We start from the raw sequence: 21,327 nt of genomic DNA, 5'->3' as shown, positions 1-21,327 counted from the left end.
TTGATTGCCGTCAGTCAATGTTGATTGCTGTCAGCGTGACTATCAACTACCGCTCGGTTGAACTGCTGCCAGGTTTACCGTTACCTGGGCCGACAATCCTGGCGCAATGTACTTTTTGAATTCGGCAATGGAATTTTCATCGAAGACAATCTTGACCGGCAACCTCTGCACAATCTTGGTGAAGTTTCCCGTTGCATTTTCCGCGGGCATCAGTGCGAATTTGGCTCCAGATGCGGGCGCGACGCTGTCTACATGACCGGTGAAATGTTGACCAGGGAATGCGTCAAGAGTTACGTCGACCTTCTGGCCCGGACGCATTCTTCCAATTTGTGTTTCTTTGAAGTTAGCCGTTAGCCATGCTTGATCCGGAATGATTGTGAACAGTGACTGTCCTGGCTGAACTTGTTCGCCTACGTGCGTCGCTTTCTTTCCGATGCGACCGGAAACTGGCGCAACAATCCGGCAATATGATCTCTGCAAAATTGCATTCTGCAAGTCCGCTTTAGCCTGGTCTACAGTCGCTTTTGATACATCGCTGATGTAGCTCTTTACGCTGGTCTGCTCGTGTGCAGCCTGCGCGGATTTGAGGGTGGCTTTTGTTTTGGACAGATCGCTGTATGCCTGCTGCAGATCTGACTCGGCTTTCGCTATATTTGCTCTGGCCTGTTGAATAGCCTGTTCCTCAGCGGCTATCTGCGCTAGTGAAATATCGTACTGAGTCTTTGCCTGATCGTATTGTTGTTTAGAAATTGCGCCCTGTTGTGACAGTCGTGCATAGCGCTTCAAATCGGTTTCGTACTGCTGCTTTTGCGACTGAAGGCTGACCAGTTTCGCTTGCTCCATGCCCAGTGCCGCTTGATAGTTTGCTACCAAAGATTTGGCTGATGCAATCGAGGCATTAGCATGGGATATTTCGCTGGCCGCTGTTTCCGACTGAGCACCCGCTGTTGAATTGGTAACAGCGATGTCGGCAGTATCCGCCTGTTGCTGTCGTTGATTTTTTTCTAGTGCAGCTCTAGCCTGAGCTATTTTGACGTCATAGTCTCTTGGGTCAAGCTCCACAAGAAGCTGACCGGCTTTTACGAATTGATTATCATCGATGAGAACCTGAGAGACCGTGCCGCCTACTCGACTGCTGATCTGAGTAATGTTGCCATCAATATAGGCGTCGTCAGTGCTTTCGTGACTGGCGATGTATTTCCAGCCGATCAACGCAGACACCGCTGCGACAAGCGCTACCAATCCAATGATAGAAAGGATAAGCAGTTTCTTCGGTGATTTTTTCGATAACTTTGTCGGCGATTTTTTCAGCAGAACGTCTGTGTCGAACCGAACGTTCTCGTCGGACTGAAGGTTCTCGTTGGACTGAAGGTTATTGTGGGACTGGACATGCACATCTCGTGCTTCGGTTTGATGCGTTGACTTTTCCATGGTGGCACCATTGCTCATTGTGGGTCTCCTGGTTCGGTATTGAATGCAGTGGCTTCGAGCCCTTTGCCGGTGAGAATACCTGTGAAAAACAAGGTAAGAACACTGTTACTGCGGCTTTCTAGGGTGTCCGTCGATTCATTCATTCGATGCATCAGCACTTGTCCAAACAGAATTTGATTTAGTGTCTCTGCAAGCCACCGAGCATCGAGCTTTCGGATGTAGCCGAGATCCATCATCTCTTTGAAGAAGGCTTCCCATTTTGCTGAGTTCTTGCGGGTGTGTTCCCAGAACGTGCTGCATTTGTGATTTCTAAAAACCGCGCGCTCTTGCATAAACAGTTCAATCAATTCGGGATTCTGGTCGAAGTAGCGCAGGAATGCTTTCACGCCGGCCTGAATTCTCTGAACGCCTACTGCATTCTCGGCGTCTGCGGCATCCTTGATGAACAACAACATGTTTTCCAGGGAGCGGTTGATGGTCGAGAAGAAAAGCTCTTCTTTGGTAGCGAAAGCGCGATAGATCGTCCCTTTGCCTATTCCAAGCTCAGCAGCCAGTACTTCCAGGTCGGTGTTGAAATAACCGCGCTCGGCAAACATTTTGCAGGCAGCGTCCATGATCTGGTTGTTTCGGTCTTCGAAACTGCCGGGATCCTTCTTGGGCCTGCCCCGTGTGACTACTTTAGACATTTGACTTGCCTGGGATGAAATTTCCTTAGGATTAATTGGACGGACGCGTCCGTCCAATTAATAATCTACACCCGTGCGCCCAAATTGGCAAGGGGGCTCCAGGTGCCGCAGAGTCAAGCCAGGTGCCGCAGAGTCAAGCCAGGTGCCGCCGGAGTTAAGCCAGGTGCCGCCGGAGTTAAGCCAGGTGCCGCGAGAGTGGATCAAAGCGCCACGGGGGTCGATACCCCTTCATTTTTGTGTCGATGTTCGTGTTTGCTTATTAATGGATAGACGTACCAGACCGTGGAGAAGAATATCAACACGATGGCACCACATATGATGCCTGCGTACTTGCTCTCCAGTATCATATTTGTAACTAGATAAATGTCGAGCGATATGGAGATCATCAGCATAGCCATACCGGTGCAAACCAATCGTGTTCCTATTGAGCAGAGTGCTGGCGGCATGCTGTGCGGTGATGTAAGGCGATGGTAGGCAGCGGGTCCCATCAATAGCCCGACTGAAGTAACTGTGAAGAAGATTGCCGCGAGGTGCACTTCCTTGTCGAAGATTGCCAATTGGTTGAAACGCTCGTTAAATACCGCTATTAGTTGAAAGCCGAACAGTGCCTGAATGCCAGGAAGAATCATGCGACATTCTTCAAGAATGAACTCGATACAAAGCTTCAGTTGTTTTGCTTCGGCTTTCTTTTCTGCTTTGTCCCGGGCGCTCATCTGCATTGTAGGTATAACCTTCCTATCAACAATTTGGTTCGACACGTTCGCTCGGTTGTTCGTTGTGGCGCTGTCTTGAGACCAGCTCGTCCTTTGACATGCGTCGACAGTAGACTTGATATTGGCGATGCTGTCATTCACCGAACGCTTGCGAATTAGACCGAGCGGGCGTCTTAGAAGTTCCATGCCGATTATTTTCTTCGTCGTCGTCATGACGCGCTATCTTTGTCAACGCCCGGGATTTTTCATGCAACGGTTAATGATCGGCAATCTTCGGTGCGATTGGTGCCGCTGCGTTTTAAAATGTTCCGGTCTCGATAGGTGACGAATGTCCTTGCATTACACACAAAGAGCTTCCGTTTGGTGGCGCTGGTCTCCAGCCCTCAGGCTCTGCTGTCGTGTTTTTTAGCATCGAGATATTCGAACAACGCTGAATTAATACTGACCGCAGGCTGTTAGCAGATGCGGTCTTTCTTTTTGGAGTAATTTATGTCTAGTAAAATCGAGCCTGTTAAATTGAGCTTTCGCATAGCGAGAGCCACCGATGCCGATGAGATTACTGAACTCGTGCAATTGGCGTATCGCGGTGGCAAAGCGACTGTTGATTGGAAGAACGAATCGCACCTTGTCGAGGGACCCAGAATCAATAGTGATGAAGTGATCAGTATTATTCAGAAAGAAGGTAGTGAGATTCTTTTAGTTGAGTCTGACGGTAAAATTATTGGCTGTGTTAAGGTCGAGAAGCTCGGTGATGAGGCTTCAATTGGGCTTCTTGCTGTGAATCCCGACTACCAAAACATCGGATTGGGCAGAAGGCTTGTCCAGAAGGCCGAATCGTTCGCGATTGAGGAATTTTACTGCAAGACAGCCTCCATGACCGTCTTGTCTGGTAGAGACGAACTGCTCAACTGGTATTTGAGCCTGGGATATCGTCTCACCGGAGTTTCAATGGCCTTCGAATGCGGATTGCAACGAGTGAAGATTGAGAATCCGCATTTCCGTGAAATCAGAAAGCCGTTGGTCTCGGTGTAAACTTAGAATGTTAGTCAGCCCGGCGCTGCACAGGTTAATTGTGTGACAGCGTTCCGGAGAAGCAGAACGGGCAAGCCGGGCTGCTTGCATGCAGGAGATTCTATGAAATTCGGAGACTTTGAAATTTCCATTGTGCGCGAGTGCACTATGAAACTAGACGGCGGCGCCATGTTTGGTGTTGTGCCAAAGGTCCTCTGGAACAAAGTTTCTCCTGCTGATGATATGAATCGAATTTTGATGACTTGCAATTTATTGCTCATTGACACCGGCTCACACAAAGTGCTTGTCGAGACCGGCATGGGCGATCGCTGGAACGACAAAGAGCGTGAGCGCTATGAGTTGCATAGTCTGGTAGAACCCGCTGAGATGCTCAAGCCTATCGGTGTGCGCAACGACGAAGTAGATGCCGTAATCATTTCGCATCTGCATTTTGATCACGCCGGCGGCGCTACAAGGTTCGAGGGCGATAAGCTAGTTCCGACTTTTCCAAACGCAAAATATTATGTGCAGAAGGGTGAGTGGGAATTTGCTCATAAGGCAAATGCTAGAGCGCGAGCCAGTTATCGCGCCGACGACTACGAGCCGTTGCACGCGCACGATCAGATCGTATTTATGGATGGCGACACTGAGGTTGTTCCGGGCGTCTGGGCAAAACTGACTGGCGGGCACACGAGCCATCACCAGATTGTCTATTTTGAGTCGAAGGGTAGTAAAGGTGTTTTCTTTGCCGACTTGATGCCAACCAAGAGTCATGTCATGCCGCCGTGGGTGATGGGTTACGACCACTTCCCGTTGCATTCGTGTGATGAGAAAAGCAAGTGGTTGGCGCAGGCTGCTGCTGAAAAATGGTTAGTAGTGTTCGATCATGAGCTTGATGTTCCGTGGGGTCACGTAGCGCTGAACAGCTCTAAAAAATATGAATTTTTGCCTTTATCAGAAGACACACTGAACGCACACGCACGCACTGAAAAAGTTCTGGCGTCTCTGGTTTAGAGCGCGAAAAGCTGTCGCAAAATCGTTATTGAAACTCATTCGCAGTTGGGCCGAATTCGTCACGTTACGAATATGACGAACTTGCGAGTCAGTTGCATTGGTCAATAATCTTGACTGCTAAATCGAGTGCTCATGCGGCTTGTGGACGTAGATGTGCCACTCGTCGGCCGATACTTGCTTCGTCCAGTAATCAAGTCCACGCAAGTCCCAAATGTCAAAAAGTGGTTGCGGTTCCCACTTGTGCTTAATGCCAATGACGCCGCCGGATTTCATGGTGTTTACTGCTGTGTTGATGGGTGGCATCGGATCATCTAGCCGCTCATCGCCTTTCAGTACGTCAACCCAGACAATCTGGCTGTCATCAACCCCTTGCATCCAAACAGGAGCCTGGCTAGTAGAAACCTTTACAGGTGCTCGATCGGGATCGACAACCTCTAGTGGTTCACCAGCCAGGCGGTTAATGTTATCCAGCAGCTCTTGCTCTGGAATGCCTGCCATGTTCGCAATTCTTCGAAGAGTAATGCGCACCGGCATTACTTTTCGCATCAAGGGATTCCGAAGTCTCTCAAAGTCATGGGGATTCAAACTGATGACGTAATCCAGTACAGCGGGATTGCTAGCCAGGGCTACAGAAAGTTTGGTATCGCCATTCATTTGATAGTTAGGAAGGGCTTCGCAGGCCTAAACTATGGCTTTTGAAGTTCTGGCTTCCACTCGTCCAAAATAGCGCCTTCAACTGGACAGGCTGATAAACATGCGCCGCAGTCGATGCAAGTTGCATCATCGATGTAAGGATATTTGGTTCCTTTAGCATTGGTTTTTCCGTCTACCCAGTGAATACACTCAACTGGACAGACAGGAACGCAATCGCCGACTCCTTCGCAAACGTCAGAAACGATAGTGTATGACATGACATGCCTCCTCAATTAACCCGTAACCATTCTAGCGTGTTGATCGAAATGTGGGCCCAAAAAGTGGCAAGTTTTGAAAGCTTATTGGTGTGTGTGAGAATGATTCTCAATCTTGGGAAGGGTTATTGGTAGCTGTTTTTACGTGCCCTGGCTTTTCACGAGGTCCAGGTTCTGAAGGGGATCGATTGTGGTATCGAATATAGTGGCGCATTAGCGCTGGCAATGGCTTGTCGCGCCTATTCAGGACAGGACGGCAGTTGATGCGCTGTCTGAGTCGGCGCTTCTCAATCAGAGGGCTGAATTGTTTTGAATCTTGGAAAGCATGGAGTTCTCAAGGCGCACCCGAGGTGCAGAGGCACTCTCGTTTCTAGCCACAGAGCGAAAGCAGTACAAATTTAGTTCTCGGCAGAAGACGAGCATCAAGATCGCGATCAGAAAAGCGGTCAAATAGATGCTGACTGACCGAGCTTGTTTCGGTGTCAATATTCCAGCCATAAGAACTGCCATTGCATCTGCAAATCTGTCAAAACAGAACCTTAAGCTCAGCAAAGTGTTGTCAAAAACCATAGAAACCAAGCCTCTAGACTGCATCCGGCGCAGTGAGTGGGGCACGTGATCTCGAGTGCGCTCTTGCAGAAGTGGTCTTTCATTGCGTGATCTCAGGTCAATCTGCGCAGTCATGGGACTCCTCATCAAGAACTTGATGGTTGCATCCTACATGCTCAATGTGATGAATATGTGTAGTCGCGAATCGAGCACTACAGAGTCGTTTGCGCGGATGAGTTGAGAAACTTGCTCTGAAGAATATATTGCTCGCGCTTGCGTGGTCCTGTTGTTCTCTCGATGATCGGTTGTGTTCTGATCGGTTGTGTTCTAAGAGTGATGGTCAGCGTTTTTAATTGGTACGTGATCGGTGTTCTTGACTGAATTCTGGTCGGCGTTCTTAGATGAATCGTGGTTGCCTGGACGCCCGTGATTATGGTGGTTGGCACTTTGCAGTTCCGGGTGGAGTGTTCTGTAGCGCTTCCATTCGTGCGCAAGTTTGTCCTGTTTTTTGATAACTTCCAGGACTTGACGCGTTGTTTTCCACTCAGCCGCCAGGGCTATTTCGGCTCGTTCGTAGTCAATCAGTGCCTGATCGACATCTTTCCCCGCGCCGATTCGTTCTATATAAAGTTCAAGCGCTCGTGCGTAAGTATTGCGTTTAGCTTCGACCGTTTTTGACTTCAGCGCTACTTCGCTTAGCTTCTCATCCGAGAGGTCGTCCATGGACCCACTCGGGAGCTCAGTTGCACGCAATGCCTCTATCACTTCCTCCCGCGTTTCGGAACTCCAGGCTGGAGAAAGAGCGAGAGATGTGCATGACGTGAAGGCTAGAAGGGCAATTATTGGCGCAGATTTAGTGAGCATTGAGTTCTCAAGATTGCCGGTCACACTGACTTCGAACCAATAAATTTAGTTCCAAACATCTGATTATCTTTGCACAAATCTGCTCATACCGTTGTGTTTTAACAGCGTTAAAAATTCGGCTCTGGTGGCGAAGTCGGGAATGTGTCCAATATCCATGCGTTTGAGTACTACGCTGATAGGTTGATTATGGCGTAGCACATCGATTTTGACCTCAGTTCCTGGCATACCGGTGAAATAATCCCAGACTTCCTGGGGCGGAAGTTCAAGCGTCGACTGTCCATTTACTGAGGTAATCAAATCACCAGGTTGCAGATCGGCTTGGGCTGCAGGCATACTCGGGAAGCATTTCAGTATCAGAGCATAGCCGCGCTTGTTGGTTGGCACATTCATCAAGAAACCGCACACACCGTATCCGGTATCACGCTCGGCGTACAACTTCTCATAGTCTTTGCTGCGCGTGCCGAGCAAAGCCCTCATGAGCGTGAATGGATCTTGGATGACGGTGCTCGGGATGGTCGCGTGCATCGTGTAAGTGTTGATGTATATGTGTTTCGTTGTTTTTTTGACTTGTCCCGCGTCCGCCTGGTCGACTGGAATATCATCGACTGGAACAGTAGGCGATTGATCGTTTTGGGTGTTTCCATCGTCGAGACGAACCCTCTTGCTTGCTTCCAGCTTATGCAGCTTCATGGGCCGCGAGTTCTCGTCTTCGGTCGGAGTGGTTTGTGGAGGAGGTGTCGAAGAATCAACTTGAGGCGTAATTGATTTCAATTCCACGCTGTCATCTGCCAGAGCGCCCTGCGCCGCCAGCCAGGGCAGTGAAATGACAAAGGCGCTCGCAAAAGCACTCAGTCTGGTTCTGCTGTTAATCTCAAACATTCGTCCCTCGGATTGAGTTAGAGCACCGAGAAAGGCATCCGAATCTCATTATGTTAGTTAATTGTCGAGATTCTGTGAAGTCGGTGAGGAGTGCCCAGTATGCTCGCCCGACATATGGAGTAACCTTTTACCAGATGGAATTAGGAGTGCCGCTGTGAAGTCTTGCATGTTTCGCGTTTCCGCTTTGTCTATGCTGGTTATCGCCAGTTTGTCCGCGGCTCAATCGGGCTCTGCCGCTCAACCTGGCTCCGCCACTCAACCTGGCTCCGCTACTCAACCTGTCTCGGCCGCCAATAAAGAGCCGTTGCAGCCAAAGAAAGTCAAGTCCACCAGTGGAGTCGTCTATACATTATTTCCGCAAGGCAAATTGCATTTCGATTTTGTTGTCTCGCGTCCATCTGAAAAACGTGCTGATATCTATCTGTGCATACCGGCTGCATTTACTACCTCCGAAAATAAAGTCGATGGAGTCTATATCAGCAAGGGCGTGATTGGTGAAGGCGTTAGCCCTAATCAGGAACTGGGGGGTGCCATGGTGATTCGCGGTGGAAAGGGGCAACTGCTCTCCACTGATAAAGGGAAATTGCTCACAGAGAAAATGCTTGAATCGGTTCGAGGTTCGAAAGGTTCCTTGTTTCAGCAATTTTTGATAGTGCATGAATGCAAACCCGCCTCCTTTAGAGACAAGAGCAAGTTTCAACGGCGAGCGGTGTTTCAGACTACGAAAAACACATTCGGTGTCGTCGAGAGCGACAGGCCGATTTCTTTCGACGTGTTCAACAAAGATCTTGTTGAACTTGGAATGAAAGAGGCGCTCTATTGTGATATGGGCGCGTGGGATGAAGGTTGGTATCGAGCGGCATCAAATCACGATGTTGTTAGAATCGGATTGGATCGCTCGCTGACAAATCGTCAGAGCAATTGGTTGTTACTCAAAACCGCACCGTAATTATTGTTTCCCTGCGGCTTCATTTGTCGCATTTTGTTTGCCGGCGTCATTGACTGGAGCAGGTTCTTCCAGCTCCTCGCCGTCTTCGCTGACATTCCACTGCTTCTTGAACATCATCAAGTCAGTCTCAAAAGCTGTTGGACGAACCATTACGTCGCCTTCAAAAGGATCGTCGAAGGCGTAGAGAAGGAAAATATTCAAGCTGATCACAAGTGTCACTATGGCCGTCATGATTACTTGCAGTCTTGTATTTTGTGCGCCGAAAAAGTACGTAAAAGTCATCGTGGCCAGTCCGCCCAGAACCAGAACCCACCAGAGAGCCTGTGGCAAACCGTTGTGTAGTGCCTCGATTCGGAGGCGACGCGCATCGCTCATCTTTACTAACGCAGCTAACATGGCTTGATGGGCGTTGCTTTCCATCTGGTTTTTCGGTTTGTAACCTGTGCACTGTTCCCAGATTGATCGATAAGTTCTGATGGTTGGAACGCTGACTGTATGATTGCTGAGCAACGGCCACTCAATAGTCGTGAGTTGGTCGGCATAGCGAATGCAAAGTCTGCGAATCTCTTTTCTGTCAGCTTTCTGAAGACCTTCTGCAAAATTGAACACGTCAGCAAGTGAGGCTGCTTCTTGCTGCACTGTAGACCGCGCTAGCTCGAAGCGTCCCATGGCGTTGCTGATCATGAATCCGAGCAGCACTGCGAACATCATGCCCACAGTTTGAGAGAGAGGGTCGGTGACGTCGTGGTGGTGTTTAAGATCCGCAGATTGCAGCCATTTGCGGATTCCAAGCAGTCCGCCGACTGAGGAAAAGACGACTGCCGTTATGGCGAATATTCCGACTAAGATGTCGATTCCCAAGGATCTCTCCGCTCTTTATTTGACGGAAGTCTGTGCATTACCGCTCAGACTTCATAGGATGATACAGCATGAGCAGCACAAGCAGGCGATTGGTGGAGCGTCATCGCTCAGTGTAAATCTACGTCTGCCACGCCGACGAATTGCCCGGATAAAGCAAATGGGGCTTTCTCGGTCCTGAACTGTGATTCTTCGCGCTCCAAATAAAAGTGTTTCTGTCGATAGTTTGAAAGCTTAATGACAGGTAAGCTGATTGGCTGTTTTTCAACAATTGATTGATCTTCGAAACCGCTTTGAAAGACTACTGTGTCTTTGCCGTTTCGCTCGATGCCGCCTGTCACGTCATCAAAGTAGACAAGAGGGGTGCCGCGGGTCTTCATCATGCTTCGACCTCTCATGGCGAAAACATAATAAGACATGGACCTGGCGTCGAAGGGCATGTAGTTTGGATAATCTAACCTAAGGTCATTGAGCATCAGGGTTTTATGTAAACCTGGTCCATCGATTTTCAGCCTTTTGAATGTTCGCTTGCCAAAATCTGATTCGCATCGCATTCGGTACCATGTCTTTGGTTCCAGAGGCTGACCAAGATTTTGTATTTTCCAGGCTCGATCGCGACTTGGTTTACCTTGCATAGTTTCATCGGTTCCCCCTGCTATCCAAACGGCGCCGTTACGCTGCAAGCCTACTAAGCCCATCCAATCGCCACCTTTGATATAGAGCGGTTTGTCTACGCCTTCGATTAGTTCTTGATCGATGCCGAAAATTACATCATCAGCGAGTCCCTCCGGAAGGTAAAAATGGGCTTCGACAAACGATGTACCGGGGGTTTCTAGAAATGGTTCAATTGCACGTCCTTTGGAAACAAGGGCGACAACCCCAGAAAGCTGCGATGCCGTGCTCGATGCATACAGTTTAAAAGCGAGTGACAGAATTAGTACAAGTGCAATTGATGCGCCAAAAATGATTCTGAACCGCGTCTTCACTCGCGTCACCGCTGCCGGTGCAGTTCGACTATGGCGACAAGCTCGTCGACCATCCGGCACGCCTTGAACGGCAGCAAATCTCGACCATGCAGGATATGCTGCTGCAAACAGTGATTTACTATCGTGCCGATGAATACTCGAGCAAAGGCTTCCGGATCTTCGAACTTGTAATCTTTTTGGTTATCGATCCGTGAAACGATGAGCGCTAGAACCGGTCGCACCGTGGCGTCTGTGAAAAGCTTGGCTAGCTCGGGAAATCGTTCAGCTTCTCCAATCATGGTGCGCACGAACCTGATATGCTGTGGGTCCTCATGCCTTGCCATAATTGTCTCTGCGATTTTTCTCAGCACTGCCGGTAGTGGCTGATTTGATAGCTCCGGTTTTTTCAAGGCGTTCTGGACATAATCGACCGTAAGCGATGCGATTACTTCCTTAAAAAGTGATTGCTTATCTTGAAAGTGACTATAGATAGTTTGCTTAATCACACCGGCGCGCTCTGCTACCAGGTTCATACTGGCGCCTTCGTATCCCAGCTCAAGGAACGTTTCGAGCGCTGCCTCAACAATTTGAGAACGCTTCTTGCGCGAAACCTCTGAAAGCTCTAGTTCGCCTTCTTCGGTCCAGAATTTTTTTATTTCGCGTCGAGATTTTGGTGAAGCTTTTTCGCGAGCAGAGTTTGTTTTCTTCATGAGACTCGTGTCATACCGATCGGTATGGTAAGATAATACCTCAACTTCAGGAAATTTGCATGGACAGCACCAATGAATCAGTTTCGGCAGGGCAGGGCGGCGGCGGCAACTCAGTAGCGCCGACCTCTCAATTGTCGAGTCAGAGAGGCGGCTCTCCGCCATCTGGAAACGGCAACGGCAATGGGCATGGTCCGAAGAACATTAAGAAGATCGCACGTATCGTTGTCATATTGCTTGTTATCGCTGGAGTCGTAACATTCTTCTTATTGCGAAACAAGCCGGAAGGAAAGCCTGGATGGCTGCGTGTAAGCGGCAGGCTCGAGGGTTATGAAACCAATGTCGGAGCAAAAATCGCCGGGCGTGTGGAGTCGATTTCGAGTCGAGAAGGCGAATTAGTTGAGCGCGGGCAGCTTTTAGTCAAGTTCAGTGATGAAGACATACAAGCTCAGCTGCGTGGTGCAAAAGCAAGATACGCGCAAGCTGAGGAATCCATCAAAGAAGCAGAAGCTCAGCTTGCGGCATCGCAAGAGCAAGTTGAGCAGGCTAAATTGAATGTCAGTCAGGCGAAAGTTGATGCGCAGGGACGTATTCAGCAAGCGCAGGCGAATGTAGCTGCTCAGCAAGCGGAATACGCTCAGGCTGAGGCGCAGGAAGCCCAGGCAAAGGCTGAGTATGAGCTGGCGAAAATCAGAATCAAAAGATATGACGAGTTGGTGGTGCAAGGTGCCGTCACTCAAGACGAAGCTGACCAGGCGCACAGCACGTTCAAGTCTGCAGGCGCTACCCTGAACGCACGCAAAGCAGCGGTAGCATCGGCCGCAAAACAGATCGCCGCCGCCCAGGCTGCTTTTACCCAGGCGAAAAGTAATGCGCTGAATCCGCCGATCAGATTCAGTCAGCAGCAATCAAACGTCAAGACTGTTGCGCAGAATGAGGCTGCAGTTGCGAGAGCAAAACTCGAGTTGCATAACGCGAAGGCATCGATTGATGAGATTCAGTCGAACATCGATTATTTGACGATACGGAGCCCGATCAGGGGCATCGTTACAGCACGTACGGTTGAACCGGGAGCGGTCGTCGCTGCTGGGCAAACTGTTATTTCATTGATCAATCTCGACACGATTTTCATGCGCGCTTACGTGCCTGATAATCAAGCTCCGAAAGTGCGAGTCAATCAAGCGGCGTTGATCTACTACGATTCGGAGCCTAAGAAGGAGGTTCACGGCAAGGTCATCGAAATCGATCCTACCGCTAGTTTCACTCCTGAGAATATTTATTTCAAAGAAGACCGAGTCAAGCAAGTTTTTGGAATCAAGATTTTGATTGATAATCCCGATAACTTTGCCAAACCAGGTATGCCTGCTGACGCAGACATCGACATCAGTCCGTCTTCGGGAGCAAAAAACAGTTGACCAGTGCGGTTATACCTGCAGAAAATAAATCAACTTCGTTAGTCATTGAAGTCAAAAACCTTACAAAAAATTACGGCGATTTTGAAGCCGTTAAGGGTATTTCCTTTTCAATCGACCGCGGTGAAATTTTTGGTTTGATTGGACCAGACGGCGCCGGTAAAACCAGCACTTTTCATGTGCTGGGCGGAGTCATGGACGCCACCTCAGGCGATATCAATATTCTCGGTCAAACACCTCGTCTGGCTCGTAAAAAGATTGGTTATTTGACGCAGCAGTTTTCCCTGCATCTTGATTTGAGCATCGAAGAGAATTTGGTTTACAGCGCCGGTGTTCGTGAAGTTTCTGATGCGCAGTTCAAAGAGCGCAGCAATCGATACTTGCGCTTGATGGATTTGTATAAATTCCGTTCTCGTATGGCGGGGCAACTTTCCGGCGGAATGAAGCAGAAATTGGCACTATGCTGCGCGCTCGTTTCGGCTCCGGAGATTTTGCTTCTGGATGAACCGACTACAGGTGTCGACCCTGTTTCCAGGCGCGAGTTTTGGGATGTGCTCGCCGAGGTGGCTGCAGAAGGTGTAACTACAGCAGTTGCCACTCCGTATCTTGATGAAGCCGAAAGATGTAATCGCGTTGCCCTGATAAATGACGGACTGATCAAACAACTGGGAACTCCGCGCGACTTGATTGCCAATCTTGGAATGCATCGTCTGGAGGTTCATTCCAAAGAGCTAGGCAAAATTGAGTCCGCTTTGACCAACGCTCCAGATAAAGCTGCTGTCGTTTCCGACGTGCAGGAATTTGGAGACAGACTGGATATTTTGACTCCAGACGTCGATAGCGGAAAAGATTTTATTTCTGAGCTTGCGCGGCAGCAAGGCGATACTGATGTTCAGATAAATGTATCGGAGCCCAGCCTTGAAAATGTTTTTGTTAGCACGTTGCGTTCGTCTCCGCAGGGTCAACAAAAAGATGCAGTTTATAAGTTCGGGCAGCGGTCAGATTCCGGGGCGGCAAAAGGCAAAGTGGCTATTGGCGCAGAGAAAATCGGTATCCGATTTGGCGACTTCCAGGCAGTCAAGTCAGTTAGCTTGAAGGTGGGTTACGGTGAAATATTTGGCTTGCTGGGCGCAAATGGTGCCGGTAAAACCACGACGATTAAAATGTTGTGCGGGCTGCTAACACCAAGTCATGGCGAGATGGTTCTTGCTGGAGCTAAGAGTGATTTGCGCAGTTCTGCTCTGCGAAAACGCATTGGCTATATGAGTCAGAAATTCACACTTTACGATGACTTGAGCGTTAAAGAGAACCTGGATTTCTACTGTGGTGTCTATGAGGTTCCGCATAATCAGTGGCGCGAAAAAATCGATTGGGCCCTCGAAAGCTGTGGGCTGAAAGGGCAGGAGAAGATGCTCACAAAGTCTTTGCCTGGCGGCTGGAAGCAGCGTCTTTCGTTTGCCGCTTCGGTAATGCACCAGCCTGAGATTTTGTTTTTGGATGAACCGACTTCGGGCGTCGACCCTTTGGCGCGACGTCAACTGTGGCGCTATATACGTCAGTTTGCTCGCAATGGCACTGCTGTGCTTGTCACCACTCACTTTCTCGAGGAAGCGGAGCATTGTCAAAATCTCGCGTTCATGGTGGCTGGCGAAATCGTGGCGCAGGGTTCTCCGACTGAAATCAAAAAAGAGCAGCCCGGAAAGTTGGTCGAGATCACGGTCGACAATACTCAAGAAGCGGCGCGTGTGATTCGCGAGAGAGTCGAAGCCTGGAAAGTCGCTATTTTTGCAGATGCGCTTCATGTGGCGCTTGATGAGCCTGAGAAGGAGTTGCCGGTTATTCTCAGCCGGCTTCAAAGTGCTGGTATCAGTGTGGTTCGGTATCGCGACATTGGTTATTCCCTTGAAGATGCCTTTATCGGCATTGTGCAGCGTGCGAGCGAAAGAGAGGGGAAATGAAAAAACTTCTCGCGCAGTGCAGAAAGGAATTGAGACAGTTCGGGCGTGACAAGCTGACCGTTGCGCTGGCATTTTTTCTTCCCTTGCTCAGCCTGTTGCTGTTTGGTTACGGCGTGCGTCTGGAAATTAAAGATATTCCTCTCGTCGTTCAAAATTTCGATAGAGGAACCCTGAGTGCCGATTTAATCGATAGAATTTACAACAACGCTCAGTTTGCTGCACATGCCTGGCACGGCGACCATCCTCTCGAAGATGCTCTGGATAAAGGTCGCGCCAAAGCGGCGCTGATCATTCCGCCGGAGTTTTCTCGAACTCTTACAAGTGGTCGACAGGCACATTTTCAAGTTCTGGTAGATGCTACCGATGTAAATAACGCTCGCGTTATTAAGAACAGCATCCTGGCTACTACCAATCGATTCATGACTGACAATCGGCTGGTCGACGACAGTAATCCGGTTTTCGATTCGGATATTCGATTGTGGTTCAATCCCGGGCGGAAAGAGAGTCTTTATGTAGTGCCCGGCGCCCTCGCCGTGTGCCTGTGGATTTATCCATCGCTGCTTGCCGCACTGGCTATGGTGCGTGAAAAGGAGTCGGGTACCATCTTGCAAGTTTATGCATCGAGCATCACAGCGCTCGAGTTCGTCGGTGGCAAAATTCTGGCATACATGGTTGTTGGTGTGCTGGAAGCTCTCTTTCTTATCATCGTTTCCATGTTTTGTTTCGGTATTAGCATTGTCGGCGATCCAACGCCTTACATTGTCGGAGCGCTTCTTTTCATTCTCAGCGCAGTTTCTTTCGGCACGATGATTGGCACGAGGACAAATACTCAGAGCGCAGCGGTGCAAGCAGTGGCGACCGGTGGATTTACGACCGCCCTCTTGCTTTCTGGTTATCTCTATCCCGTCAGAAACATTGTCTATCCGCTTTCTTATGTCACCGTTTTTGTTCCGGCGCGATGGTTTGTGCAACTATCTCGCGACACATTCGTGCGCGGCGCAGGCTGGGTCTACGACTGGTATTTACCGGTATTTCTGGCTGTTGGTGCAATCTTCTTTTTTAACATCGCTCGTAAGAACCTCAGCAAGATGCAGTTGAACGTATGAAACTTTCGAGACGATTGGTGAGCATGATTTTCGGTGAGCGCTTGTGTGCGCTCATCGTCAAGGAAACCAAACAAATTCTTCGAGACCAGCAGCAGCTGTTTTTGTTGATGTTTCCTCCCATTGTGCAAATCTGTCTTTACGGTGCCGCTCTTAATCCAGACGTTCAGTATTTGCGTATGGGTGTCGTCGATGAAGCGAAGACGTACAAAAGCAGAGAGCTGATTTCTGCCATGGTAGAAAATCGTGTCTTCAAAATCGAGCCAGTTGCAGACGATTTGCGTGCGCTCACCAGAGCGATCGAGCGAGGTAAGCTTGATGCGGGATTGGTAATTCCGCCCGACTTCGACCGGCGCATCAGCCAGTCGCGCCCGGCTGGTCTGCAAGTGATTCTCGATGCGGTTGATGCGAACACCGCCGGCATCGCACAGGGCTATTCCACCCAGATGTTGCTCATGTTCTCTAATTTGTTGCGACCGGGCAAAGAGCCGCCAGTTAAAGCGGATGTCACTTATGTGTACAATCCGGGGCTGGTCTCTTCCTGGTTTTTCATTCCCGGTGTGCTTGGGCTGGTGCTGACTTTGACCGGCACGCTCGTATCTTCGGTGACGCTCGTCAAAGAAAAGGATTCCGGAACTCTGGAGCAATTGCTCATGACGCCTGCAGAGTCCTGGGAAATTCTCGTCGCCAAGATCGTGCCGCTGCTCGTGATGTTGAATGGCTCTGTGCTTATTGCTGTCAGTCTGGGGCGCCTTGTTTTTCAGGTGCCGTTTAGAGGTGATTTTTTCATTTATATGTTCGCCTCGAACATTTATATTTTTGTTGTCATTTCGATTGGCATTATTCTTGCCACTATTTCAAAAAATCAACGCCAGGCTATTCTCACTTCCTTCTTCTTTAATCTGCCGCTCATTCAGTTAAGCGGGGCGCTTTCACCAATTGAAAGTATGCCTGATTTTTTCAGGTTGCTCACTTACCTTAACCCCTTGCGGTATTACATTCAGTGCGTTCGCAACATTCTCATGAAGGGTGTTGGTTTAGATGTGATCTGGAAGGACCTGGCCATTTTGCTGTTATTTGCCACCGTCTTGCTCTCGTTTAGCGCCAGCCGTTTCAGGAAACAACTCGGATAATGTTAACTAAAGACTGCAAAATCATTGAACTTAATCATACCGGTTGGTATGATTGTGTCATGGTTAGGAATCCTCAGCTGCTGCGTGTTTTGGTCTTCGGAGCGACCAGTCTATCGCTTCTTGGAAACGTGCCTGTCTATGCTGAAGATAGTGTGCAGCTCAGACCGCCTCAGCCGGCCTCGCCTGTAAGCTCTGCCGATCCGTCTGCTGTCTTGAGAAAACCGGCGGCTGCAAGTGTTGAATCTGATTTCAACGAGCATCGCGCTGGTTTGAAGAAAACAAAAAAATACCAGCCGCCCGCGCCAGCTGCTACAGGCGCATCGAGGGCTGACACGGCTGCTGCTATGGGCGCGCCAAACGGAGGACTTCCTACACCGGCATCGACGACTGGTGATGGTACTGCATCTGGTGACGATATCGCCATCAGCGCCCCTCGTCTGGAATCTCTCATTTCCGTCAACGAGTATCTGAATCCGTTCAGTCTGGATGCTGACGCGTCCAGACCGATCACGCTCAGGGAAGCTTTAGATATTGGACTGGAGCGGAATCTTGACCTTGCTATCAGTCTGACTCAAACGAAGCAAAGCAAATTTTCGTATTACTCTGCGCTGGGTAAGTTTTTGCCTGACGCAACCGCTGGGTTTAGCGAATACTTCGCCAGAGGGCATGTTGGATTACCGTTTAACTTTTTTGCATCTTCATCCGGTGCTTTGAGCAATACAGCATTAGGAACCGCAGCCAGCAATATTTCCAGCAGTGGACGAGACAGTACTGTTACAGTAAATCGACCGTTTGAAATCATGCACGCCGGTGGTGAGTTTTATGCCTACCGCGGCGGTAGTGTTCTTTTCGGTGCTCTGCAGGCTCGCAATACCTACCGGGCAAGAACACAAGGTGAGCGCGCCACTCTCAGCGATACGCTGCTTACGATTGCGCAAAATTACTACAACCTGGTGCTGGCTGAGACTGTACTGCAAATTCGCATCGATGCAGTTAGAACATCCGAAGAGCAGTTGAGACGCAATCAAGCTCGGTTTCACTCTGGTCTTGCTACCAATCTCGAAGTCTTACAATCGAAGACTCAGTTGTCTCGCGACAAACAGGCTCTCGTCGATCAGCAAATTGAGCGGCGGTCAGCTGCCATTGCCCTGTCCAACACTCTAAACATCGACCTGGGCAATGATTTGAAACCTGCCACCACTGTTGTGCAGAAAGTACGTTTGATTGATCCGCACTTGAGTGTTGGTCAGGTGCTGCAGATGGCGATCGATCACCGCCCTGAGTTGAAGCAGTATGAGCAACTTCGCCTGGCGGCGAAAAAAGCAATTATTGTCTCGACGTCGGGGCTGCAACCGACCGTTTCTCTCAGTGGACAGGCTTACGGAATCGGTCCACCTTCTAATGTGAACGCACTGGGCGTGTTCTCGGTAAATGCGAATTGGCGTCTGAAGGGTCTGGCTACAACTGATGCCATGGAAGTTGTCAGAGCCAAGTGGGAAGCTCGTCAGGCTGCTCTTCAGTCACAGAAAGAATTGCAAACGGTGTGCAGTCAGGTGCGGAATTCTTATTTGAAGATTCTGGACAAAGAGCGGAATATTTCTGAAGCGACCAACGAGGTTATCTCTTCTGCAGAAGAACTTCGTTTGGCTGAGCTGCGCAAGACAAGCGGCTTGGGCTTGAATCTCGATATCATCACTGCGCAGCGTGACTACACGCAGGCACGTGTTTCTAAGGCGCAAGCGATTATTGATTACAATATCGCTCAGGTTCAACTTCTTCACGACACCGGTCAGATATCTATTGCCGGGTTGACTTCGGGCCGCATGTTGAATAAAACTGATCTGTAGAGTATCGGGATATCGGTCACTCAACCGTTATCTTTCTTCGAGTTGAGCACTGAATGTAGTGTCATTTTGTGGTTCGGCGCCCAGGCGGGATCTAGACCAGGTATCTGGCGTTCGATTTTGGCGAAGATCTGAAGCTACCGCTTGGGTTATAATAGCCACAGGTGAACTGTTCTGAGAGATATATGAAGAGAGCGACGCAAGCTGCCAAATTGCTCGGTAAACTCGGGGGAGAAACTAAATCAGCTGCTAAGGCTGCGGCTAGTCGTTTGAATGGAGCGAAAGGAGGCAGACCCAAAAGGAGAGAGCAAGACTTGTTTGAAGAGATTCCCCCAATTCTCGGTCCGACTCTTGAGCTGATTAATCAGTTGGAGCGTGAAGGAATAATTGAGAAAGCGACTATTGGTGGTTCAGTGGCAATCATGTACTATGCGCAACCGGTAATAACCGATGATTTAGACATGTTCTGCTATATTCCCAATCAAAGTATTCTCGTTGATTTGGGTCCAATCTATAGACGCTTGGAAGAGCTTGGATGCAAAGCAAGAGACCTGTACATAAACATCCGGGGCGTGGATGTGCAGTTTCTTGTGCCCGCGAATCAACCTCTCGTTGAAGAGGCTCTGGAAAACGCTGTAAACATCATCATTGAGAATGTGGATGCCCGCATATTCGCGTATGAGTACGCGCTTGCTGTTAAAGCCGAAGCCGGTAGAGCCAAAGATTGGGCGCATATTGCAGCAGCTCTTGAGGCAACTACACCCGATACTCAGAAGTTGGAAAGGATTCTCGCTAAGTACGGTCTCTTGGAAAAATGGAGGCAAAAACTCGCCTCATGACAGACTATCGAAGTGTGCGATCGAACGACGATATTTATAAAGCAAAGGCTGATGCGCGAAGACAACGTGCTGCAGAACCATTTGAGCGGAAACTTGTTGCTTTAGTTCGCATGCAGATGCTCAACTATGCTGTAGCCAAATCAGCTGGTCGAACAGCTCGTCCACCATGGCACGCTGAGGATAAGCTTCGAATGAAGAAATATGCCGATACAGCATCGTAGCGAGTAGTGCTTCGCTAGCTCGTGTCATGATTAGTTCATGACATGTATGGCGGCTCTATCGGCGACTCAGCCGCGCATCAGAGCGCAGGCAGGTATAAGATGGACAGAGATTCGCATAAGTTCGTATACTTAGTGGCTCAATCGAGCATAAATAAGGAGCAGTCATGAGCACATTGCTGGAGCAACTTCGAGAGATGACCGTTGTCGTTGCAGACACTGGTGATTTCGATTCGATGACAAAATTCAAGCCGCAAGACAGCACAACCAATCCGTCGCTGATTTTGGCTGCTTCTAAAATGCCTGGATATTCTGCGCTAGTTGATGAAGTTCTGCAGCAAGCAAAGAAAGAAGTTGGTCCGAAAGGTTCTACGAAGGACACTGCAAATTATGCGTTTAAGCATCTGGCGGTGGCTTTTGGTCGAAAGATTCTCACGATCATCAAGGGCCGCGTTTCGACCGAAGTCGACGCCAGGCTCTCATATGATACGGAAGCCACTATTGCTCAGGCTCGCGAAATTATTCAGATGTACGAAGGGTCGGGAATCTCACGCGAGCGTATTTTGATAAAAATCGCTTCTACATGGGAAGGAATCAGAGCCGCTGAAAAGCTGGAGCAAGAAGGAATTCATTGCAATATGACTCTGCTGTTTGGAATTCATCAGGCTGTAGCATGTGCGGAAGCTAAAGTCACGTTGATCTCGCCGTTTGTCGGTCGAATTCTTGACTGGTACAAAAAAGATACAGGCAAAGACTATAAAGGTGCAGAGGATCCGGGTGTCAAATCAGTCACTGAGATTTATCACTACTACAAAAAGTTCGACTATAAGACTGTGGTCATGGGTGCAAGCTTCAGGAACATTGATGAAATTATCGAGCTGGCAGGCTGTGATTTGCTGACGATTTCGCCGAAGCTCCTGGGCGAGTTGGATTCAAGTGACGCGAAATTAGAGCGTAAGCTTGACCCTGAAAGCTCGAAGAAGTCGACGATTCAGCGCATTGAAATGAATAAAGACGTTTTCGACAAGATGCATGCCGAAAACAAAATGGCTAATGAAAAACTCGCCGAAGGAATCCAGGGATTCAGCGATGCGCTGGTTGAGTTAGAGAACTATCTTGAAAGTCGTCTCTCCCAGCTTGCTGCTAAAGCCTAGGACTTAGCCGGTATAAGCGTTCGCAGAACTTAGAACTGAGTGACTCTGTATACGGTGTCACTCAGTTTCTCTTTTGAGACCCTCTAAAGAAATTCTAAAACGTTTGTCTTTGTTTCCGATTTCAAGGAACCA

General features: G+C 49.2%; 21 protein-coding genes. 11 read left to right on the top strand and 10 right to left on the bottom strand.

Going from position 1 to position 21,327, the window contains the following annotated elements; all coding sequences use genetic code 11:
* Positions 1-42 precede the first annotated feature (42 nt).
* From EKK48_00765 to EKK48_00755, 3 genes are all read right to left on the bottom strand, one after another.
* Positions 43-1,449, bottom strand: a complete 1,407-nt coding sequence (locus EKK48_00765; GenBank protein ID RTL45908.1) for an HlyD family secretion protein — start codon at positions 1,447-1,449, stop codon at positions 43-45.
* A complete protein-coding gene (locus tag EKK48_00760; protein ID RTL45907.1) occupies positions 1,446-2,117 on the bottom strand; it encodes a TetR/AcrR family transcriptional regulator in 672 nt (223 codons plus the stop codon). The genes EKK48_00765 and EKK48_00760 overlap by 4 nt, the downstream gene beginning before the upstream one ends.
* A 200-nt stretch (positions 2,118-2,317) precedes the next feature.
* Positions 2,318-3,043, bottom strand: a complete 726-nt coding sequence (locus EKK48_00755) for a hypothetical protein (protein RTL45906.1) — start codon at positions 3,041-3,043, stop codon at positions 2,318-2,320.
* A 276-nt stretch (positions 3,044-3,319) separates the two neighbouring features.
* On the opposite strand from EKK48_00755, the gene EKK48_00750 reads away from it, so the two are divergent.
* Positions 3,320-3,862: a GNAT family N-acetyltransferase gene (locus EKK48_00750; protein ID RTL45905.1), complete on the top strand. Its 543-nt coding sequence runs from the start codon at positions 3,320-3,322 to the stop codon at positions 3,860-3,862.
* Between the two features lie 102 nt (positions 3,863-3,964).
* Positions 3,965-4,855 carry an MBL fold metallo-hydrolase gene (locus tag EKK48_00745; GenBank protein ID RTL45904.1) on the top strand — a complete coding sequence of 297 codons (891 nt, stop codon included), beginning with the start codon at positions 3,965-3,967 and terminating at the stop codon, positions 4,853-4,855.
* Between the two features lie 117 nt (positions 4,856-4,972).
* Here EKK48_00745 and EKK48_00740 read toward each other — a convergent pair whose 3' ends face one another.
* From EKK48_00740 to EKK48_00725, 4 genes are all read right to left on the bottom strand, one after another.
* A complete protein-coding gene (locus EKK48_00740; protein RTL45903.1) occupies positions 4,973-5,509 on the bottom strand; it encodes a DUF2249 domain-containing protein in 537 nt (178 codons plus the stop codon).
* A 32-nt stretch (positions 5,510-5,541) separates the two neighbouring features.
* Complete coding sequence (locus EKK48_00735) at positions 5,542-5,766, bottom strand: 4Fe-4S dicluster domain-containing protein (protein RTL45902.1); 225 nt, start codon at positions 5,764-5,766, stop codon at positions 5,542-5,544.
* An 873-nt stretch (positions 5,767-6,639) separates the two neighbouring features.
* A complete protein-coding gene (locus tag EKK48_00730) occupies positions 6,640-7,176 on the bottom strand; it encodes a hypothetical protein (protein RTL45901.1) in 537 nt (178 codons plus the stop codon).
* Positions 7,177-7,239: 63 nt separating this feature from the next.
* Complete coding sequence (locus EKK48_00725) at positions 7,240-8,055, bottom strand: PDZ domain-containing protein (protein ID RTL45900.1); 816 nt, start codon at positions 8,053-8,055, stop codon at positions 7,240-7,242.
* Between the two features lie 166 nt (positions 8,056-8,221).
* Between EKK48_00725 and EKK48_00720 the strand changes: the two genes are divergently transcribed.
* Positions 8,222-9,004, top strand: coding sequence for a hypothetical protein (locus EKK48_00720; GenBank protein RTL45899.1), 783 nt, complete (start codon positions 8,222-8,224; stop codon positions 9,002-9,004).
* Here the strand turns inward: EKK48_00720 and EKK48_00715 are convergent, their stop codons facing one another.
* The 3 genes from EKK48_00715 to EKK48_00705 all read right to left on the bottom strand — a co-directional run bounded on the left by EKK48_00715 (position 9,005) and on the right by EKK48_00705 (position 11,699).
* Positions 9,005-9,865: a DUF4239 domain-containing protein gene (locus tag EKK48_00715; protein ID RTL45898.1), complete on the bottom strand. Its 861-nt coding sequence runs from the start codon at positions 9,863-9,865 to the stop codon at positions 9,005-9,007. It abuts the gene before it with no gap.
* 107 nt (positions 9,866-9,972) lie between these two features.
* Positions 9,973-10,848 carry a hypothetical protein gene (locus EKK48_00710; protein RTL45897.1) on the bottom strand — a complete coding sequence of 292 codons (876 nt, stop codon included), beginning with the start codon at positions 10,846-10,848 and terminating at the stop codon, positions 9,973-9,975.
* A gap of 5 nt (positions 10,849-10,853) precedes the next feature.
* Complete coding sequence (locus EKK48_00705; protein ID RTL45896.1) at positions 10,854-11,699, bottom strand: TetR/AcrR family transcriptional regulator; 846 nt, start codon at positions 11,697-11,699, stop codon at positions 10,854-10,856.
* On the opposite strand from EKK48_00705, the gene EKK48_00700 reads away from it, so the two are divergent.
* The 8 genes from EKK48_00700 (at position 11,597) to EKK48_00665 (ending at position 21,195) form a co-directional block, all read left to right on the top strand.
* Positions 11,597-12,949, top strand: a complete 1,353-nt coding sequence (locus EKK48_00700; GenBank protein ID RTL45895.1) for an HlyD family secretion protein — start codon at positions 11,597-11,599, stop codon at positions 12,947-12,949. The two genes, EKK48_00705 and EKK48_00700, sit on opposite strands and share 103 nt — an antisense overlap.
* Positions 12,946-14,904: an ABC transporter ATP-binding protein gene (locus EKK48_00695; GenBank protein ID RTL45894.1), complete on the top strand. Its 1,959-nt coding sequence runs from the start codon at positions 12,946-12,948 to the stop codon at positions 14,902-14,904. The genes EKK48_00700 and EKK48_00695 overlap by 4 nt, the downstream gene beginning before the upstream one ends.
* Positions 14,901-16,010 carry an ABC transporter permease gene (locus EKK48_00690; protein ID RTL45893.1) on the top strand — a complete coding sequence of 370 codons (1,110 nt, stop codon included), beginning with the start codon at positions 14,901-14,903 and terminating at the stop codon, positions 16,008-16,010. Before EKK48_00695 ends, EKK48_00690 begins: the two co-directional genes overlap by 4 nt.
* Positions 16,011-16,033: 23 nt before the next feature.
* Complete coding sequence (locus EKK48_00685; GenBank protein ID RTL46239.1) at positions 16,034-17,140, top strand: ABC transporter permease; 1,107 nt, start codon at positions 16,034-16,036, stop codon at positions 17,138-17,140.
* A complete protein-coding gene (locus EKK48_00680; GenBank protein RTL45892.1) occupies positions 17,140-18,987 on the top strand; it encodes a TolC family protein in 1,848 nt (615 codons plus the stop codon). Before EKK48_00685 ends, EKK48_00680 begins: the two co-directional genes overlap by 1 nt.
* A gap of 182 nt (positions 18,988-19,169) precedes the next feature.
* Complete coding sequence (locus EKK48_00675) at positions 19,170-19,823, top strand: hypothetical protein (GenBank protein RTL45891.1); 654 nt, start codon at positions 19,170-19,172, stop codon at positions 19,821-19,823.
* Entirely contained in the window at positions 19,820-20,044 is a 225-nt protein-coding gene (locus EKK48_00670; GenBank protein RTL45890.1) for a hypothetical protein, read from the top strand. The genes EKK48_00675 and EKK48_00670 overlap by 4 nt, the downstream gene beginning before the upstream one ends.
* Positions 20,045-20,208: 164 nt before the next feature.
* A complete protein-coding gene (locus EKK48_00665; GenBank protein RTL45889.1) occupies positions 20,209-21,195 on the top strand; it encodes a transaldolase in 987 nt (328 codons plus the stop codon).
* Positions 21,196-21,327 lie beyond the last annotated feature (132 nt).

Source organism: Candidatus Melainabacteria bacterium, assembly GCA_003963305.1.
Lineage (GTDB): Bacteria > Cyanobacteriota > Vampirovibrionia > Obscuribacterales > Obscuribacteraceae > PALSA-1081.
Note: the sequence above shows the minus strand (reverse complement) of the source record. Positions and strands in the feature narration are given on the sequence as shown.

Coding starts and splice junctions, on each gene's coding strand:
- EKK48_00765 (RTL45908.1), bottom strand. CDS start 1,449: ATGAGCAATGGTGCCACCATGGAAAAGTCAACGCATCAAACCGAAGCA.
- EKK48_00760 (RTL45907.1), bottom strand. CDS start 2,117: ATGTCTAAAGTAGTCACACGGGGCAGGCCCAAGAAGGATCCCGGCAGT.
- EKK48_00755 (RTL45906.1), bottom strand. CDS start 3,043: ATGACGACGACGAAGAAAATAATCGGCATGGAACTTCTAAGACGCCCG.
- EKK48_00750 (RTL45905.1), top strand. CDS start 3,320: ATGTCTAGTAAAATCGAGCCTGTTAAATTGAGCTTTCGCATAGCGAGA.
- EKK48_00745 (RTL45904.1), top strand. CDS start 3,965: ATGAAATTCGGAGACTTTGAAATTTCCATTGTGCGCGAGTGCACTATG.
- EKK48_00740 (RTL45903.1), bottom strand. CDS start 5,509: ATGAATGGCGATACCAAACTTTCTGTAGCCCTGGCTAGCAATCCCGCT.
- EKK48_00735 (RTL45902.1), bottom strand. CDS start 5,766: ATGTCATACACTATCGTTTCTGACGTTTGCGAAGGAGTCGGCGATTGC.
- EKK48_00730 (RTL45901.1), bottom strand. CDS start 7,176: ATGCTCACTAAATCTGCGCCAATAATTGCCCTTCTAGCCTTCACGTCA.
- EKK48_00725 (RTL45900.1), bottom strand. CDS start 8,055: ATGTTTGAGATTAACAGCAGAACCAGACTGAGTGCTTTTGCGAGCGCC.
- EKK48_00720 (RTL45899.1), top strand. CDS start 8,222: ATGTTTCGCGTTTCCGCTTTGTCTATGCTGGTTATCGCCAGTTTGTCC.
- EKK48_00700 (RTL45895.1), top strand. CDS start 11,597: ATGGACAGCACCAATGAATCAGTTTCGGCAGGGCAGGGCGGCGGCGGC.
- EKK48_00705 (RTL45896.1), bottom strand. CDS start 11,699: ATGGCGGAGAGCCGCCTCTCTGACTCGACAATTGAGAGGTCGGCGCTA.
- EKK48_00690 (RTL45893.1), top strand. CDS start 14,901: ATGAAAAAACTTCTCGCGCAGTGCAGAAAGGAATTGAGACAGTTCGGG.
- EKK48_00685 (RTL46239.1), top strand. CDS start 16,034: ATGATTTTCGGTGAGCGCTTGTGTGCGCTCATCGTCAAGGAAACCAAA.
- EKK48_00680 (RTL45892.1), top strand. CDS start 17,140: ATGTTAACTAAAGACTGCAAAATCATTGAACTTAATCATACCGGTTGG.
- EKK48_00675 (RTL45891.1), top strand. CDS start 19,170: ATGAAGAGAGCGACGCAAGCTGCCAAATTGCTCGGTAAACTCGGGGGA.
- EKK48_00670 (RTL45890.1), top strand. CDS start 19,820: ATGACAGACTATCGAAGTGTGCGATCGAACGACGATATTTATAAAGCA.
- EKK48_00665 (RTL45889.1), top strand. CDS start 20,209: ATGAGCACATTGCTGGAGCAACTTCGAGAGATGACCGTTGTCGTTGCA.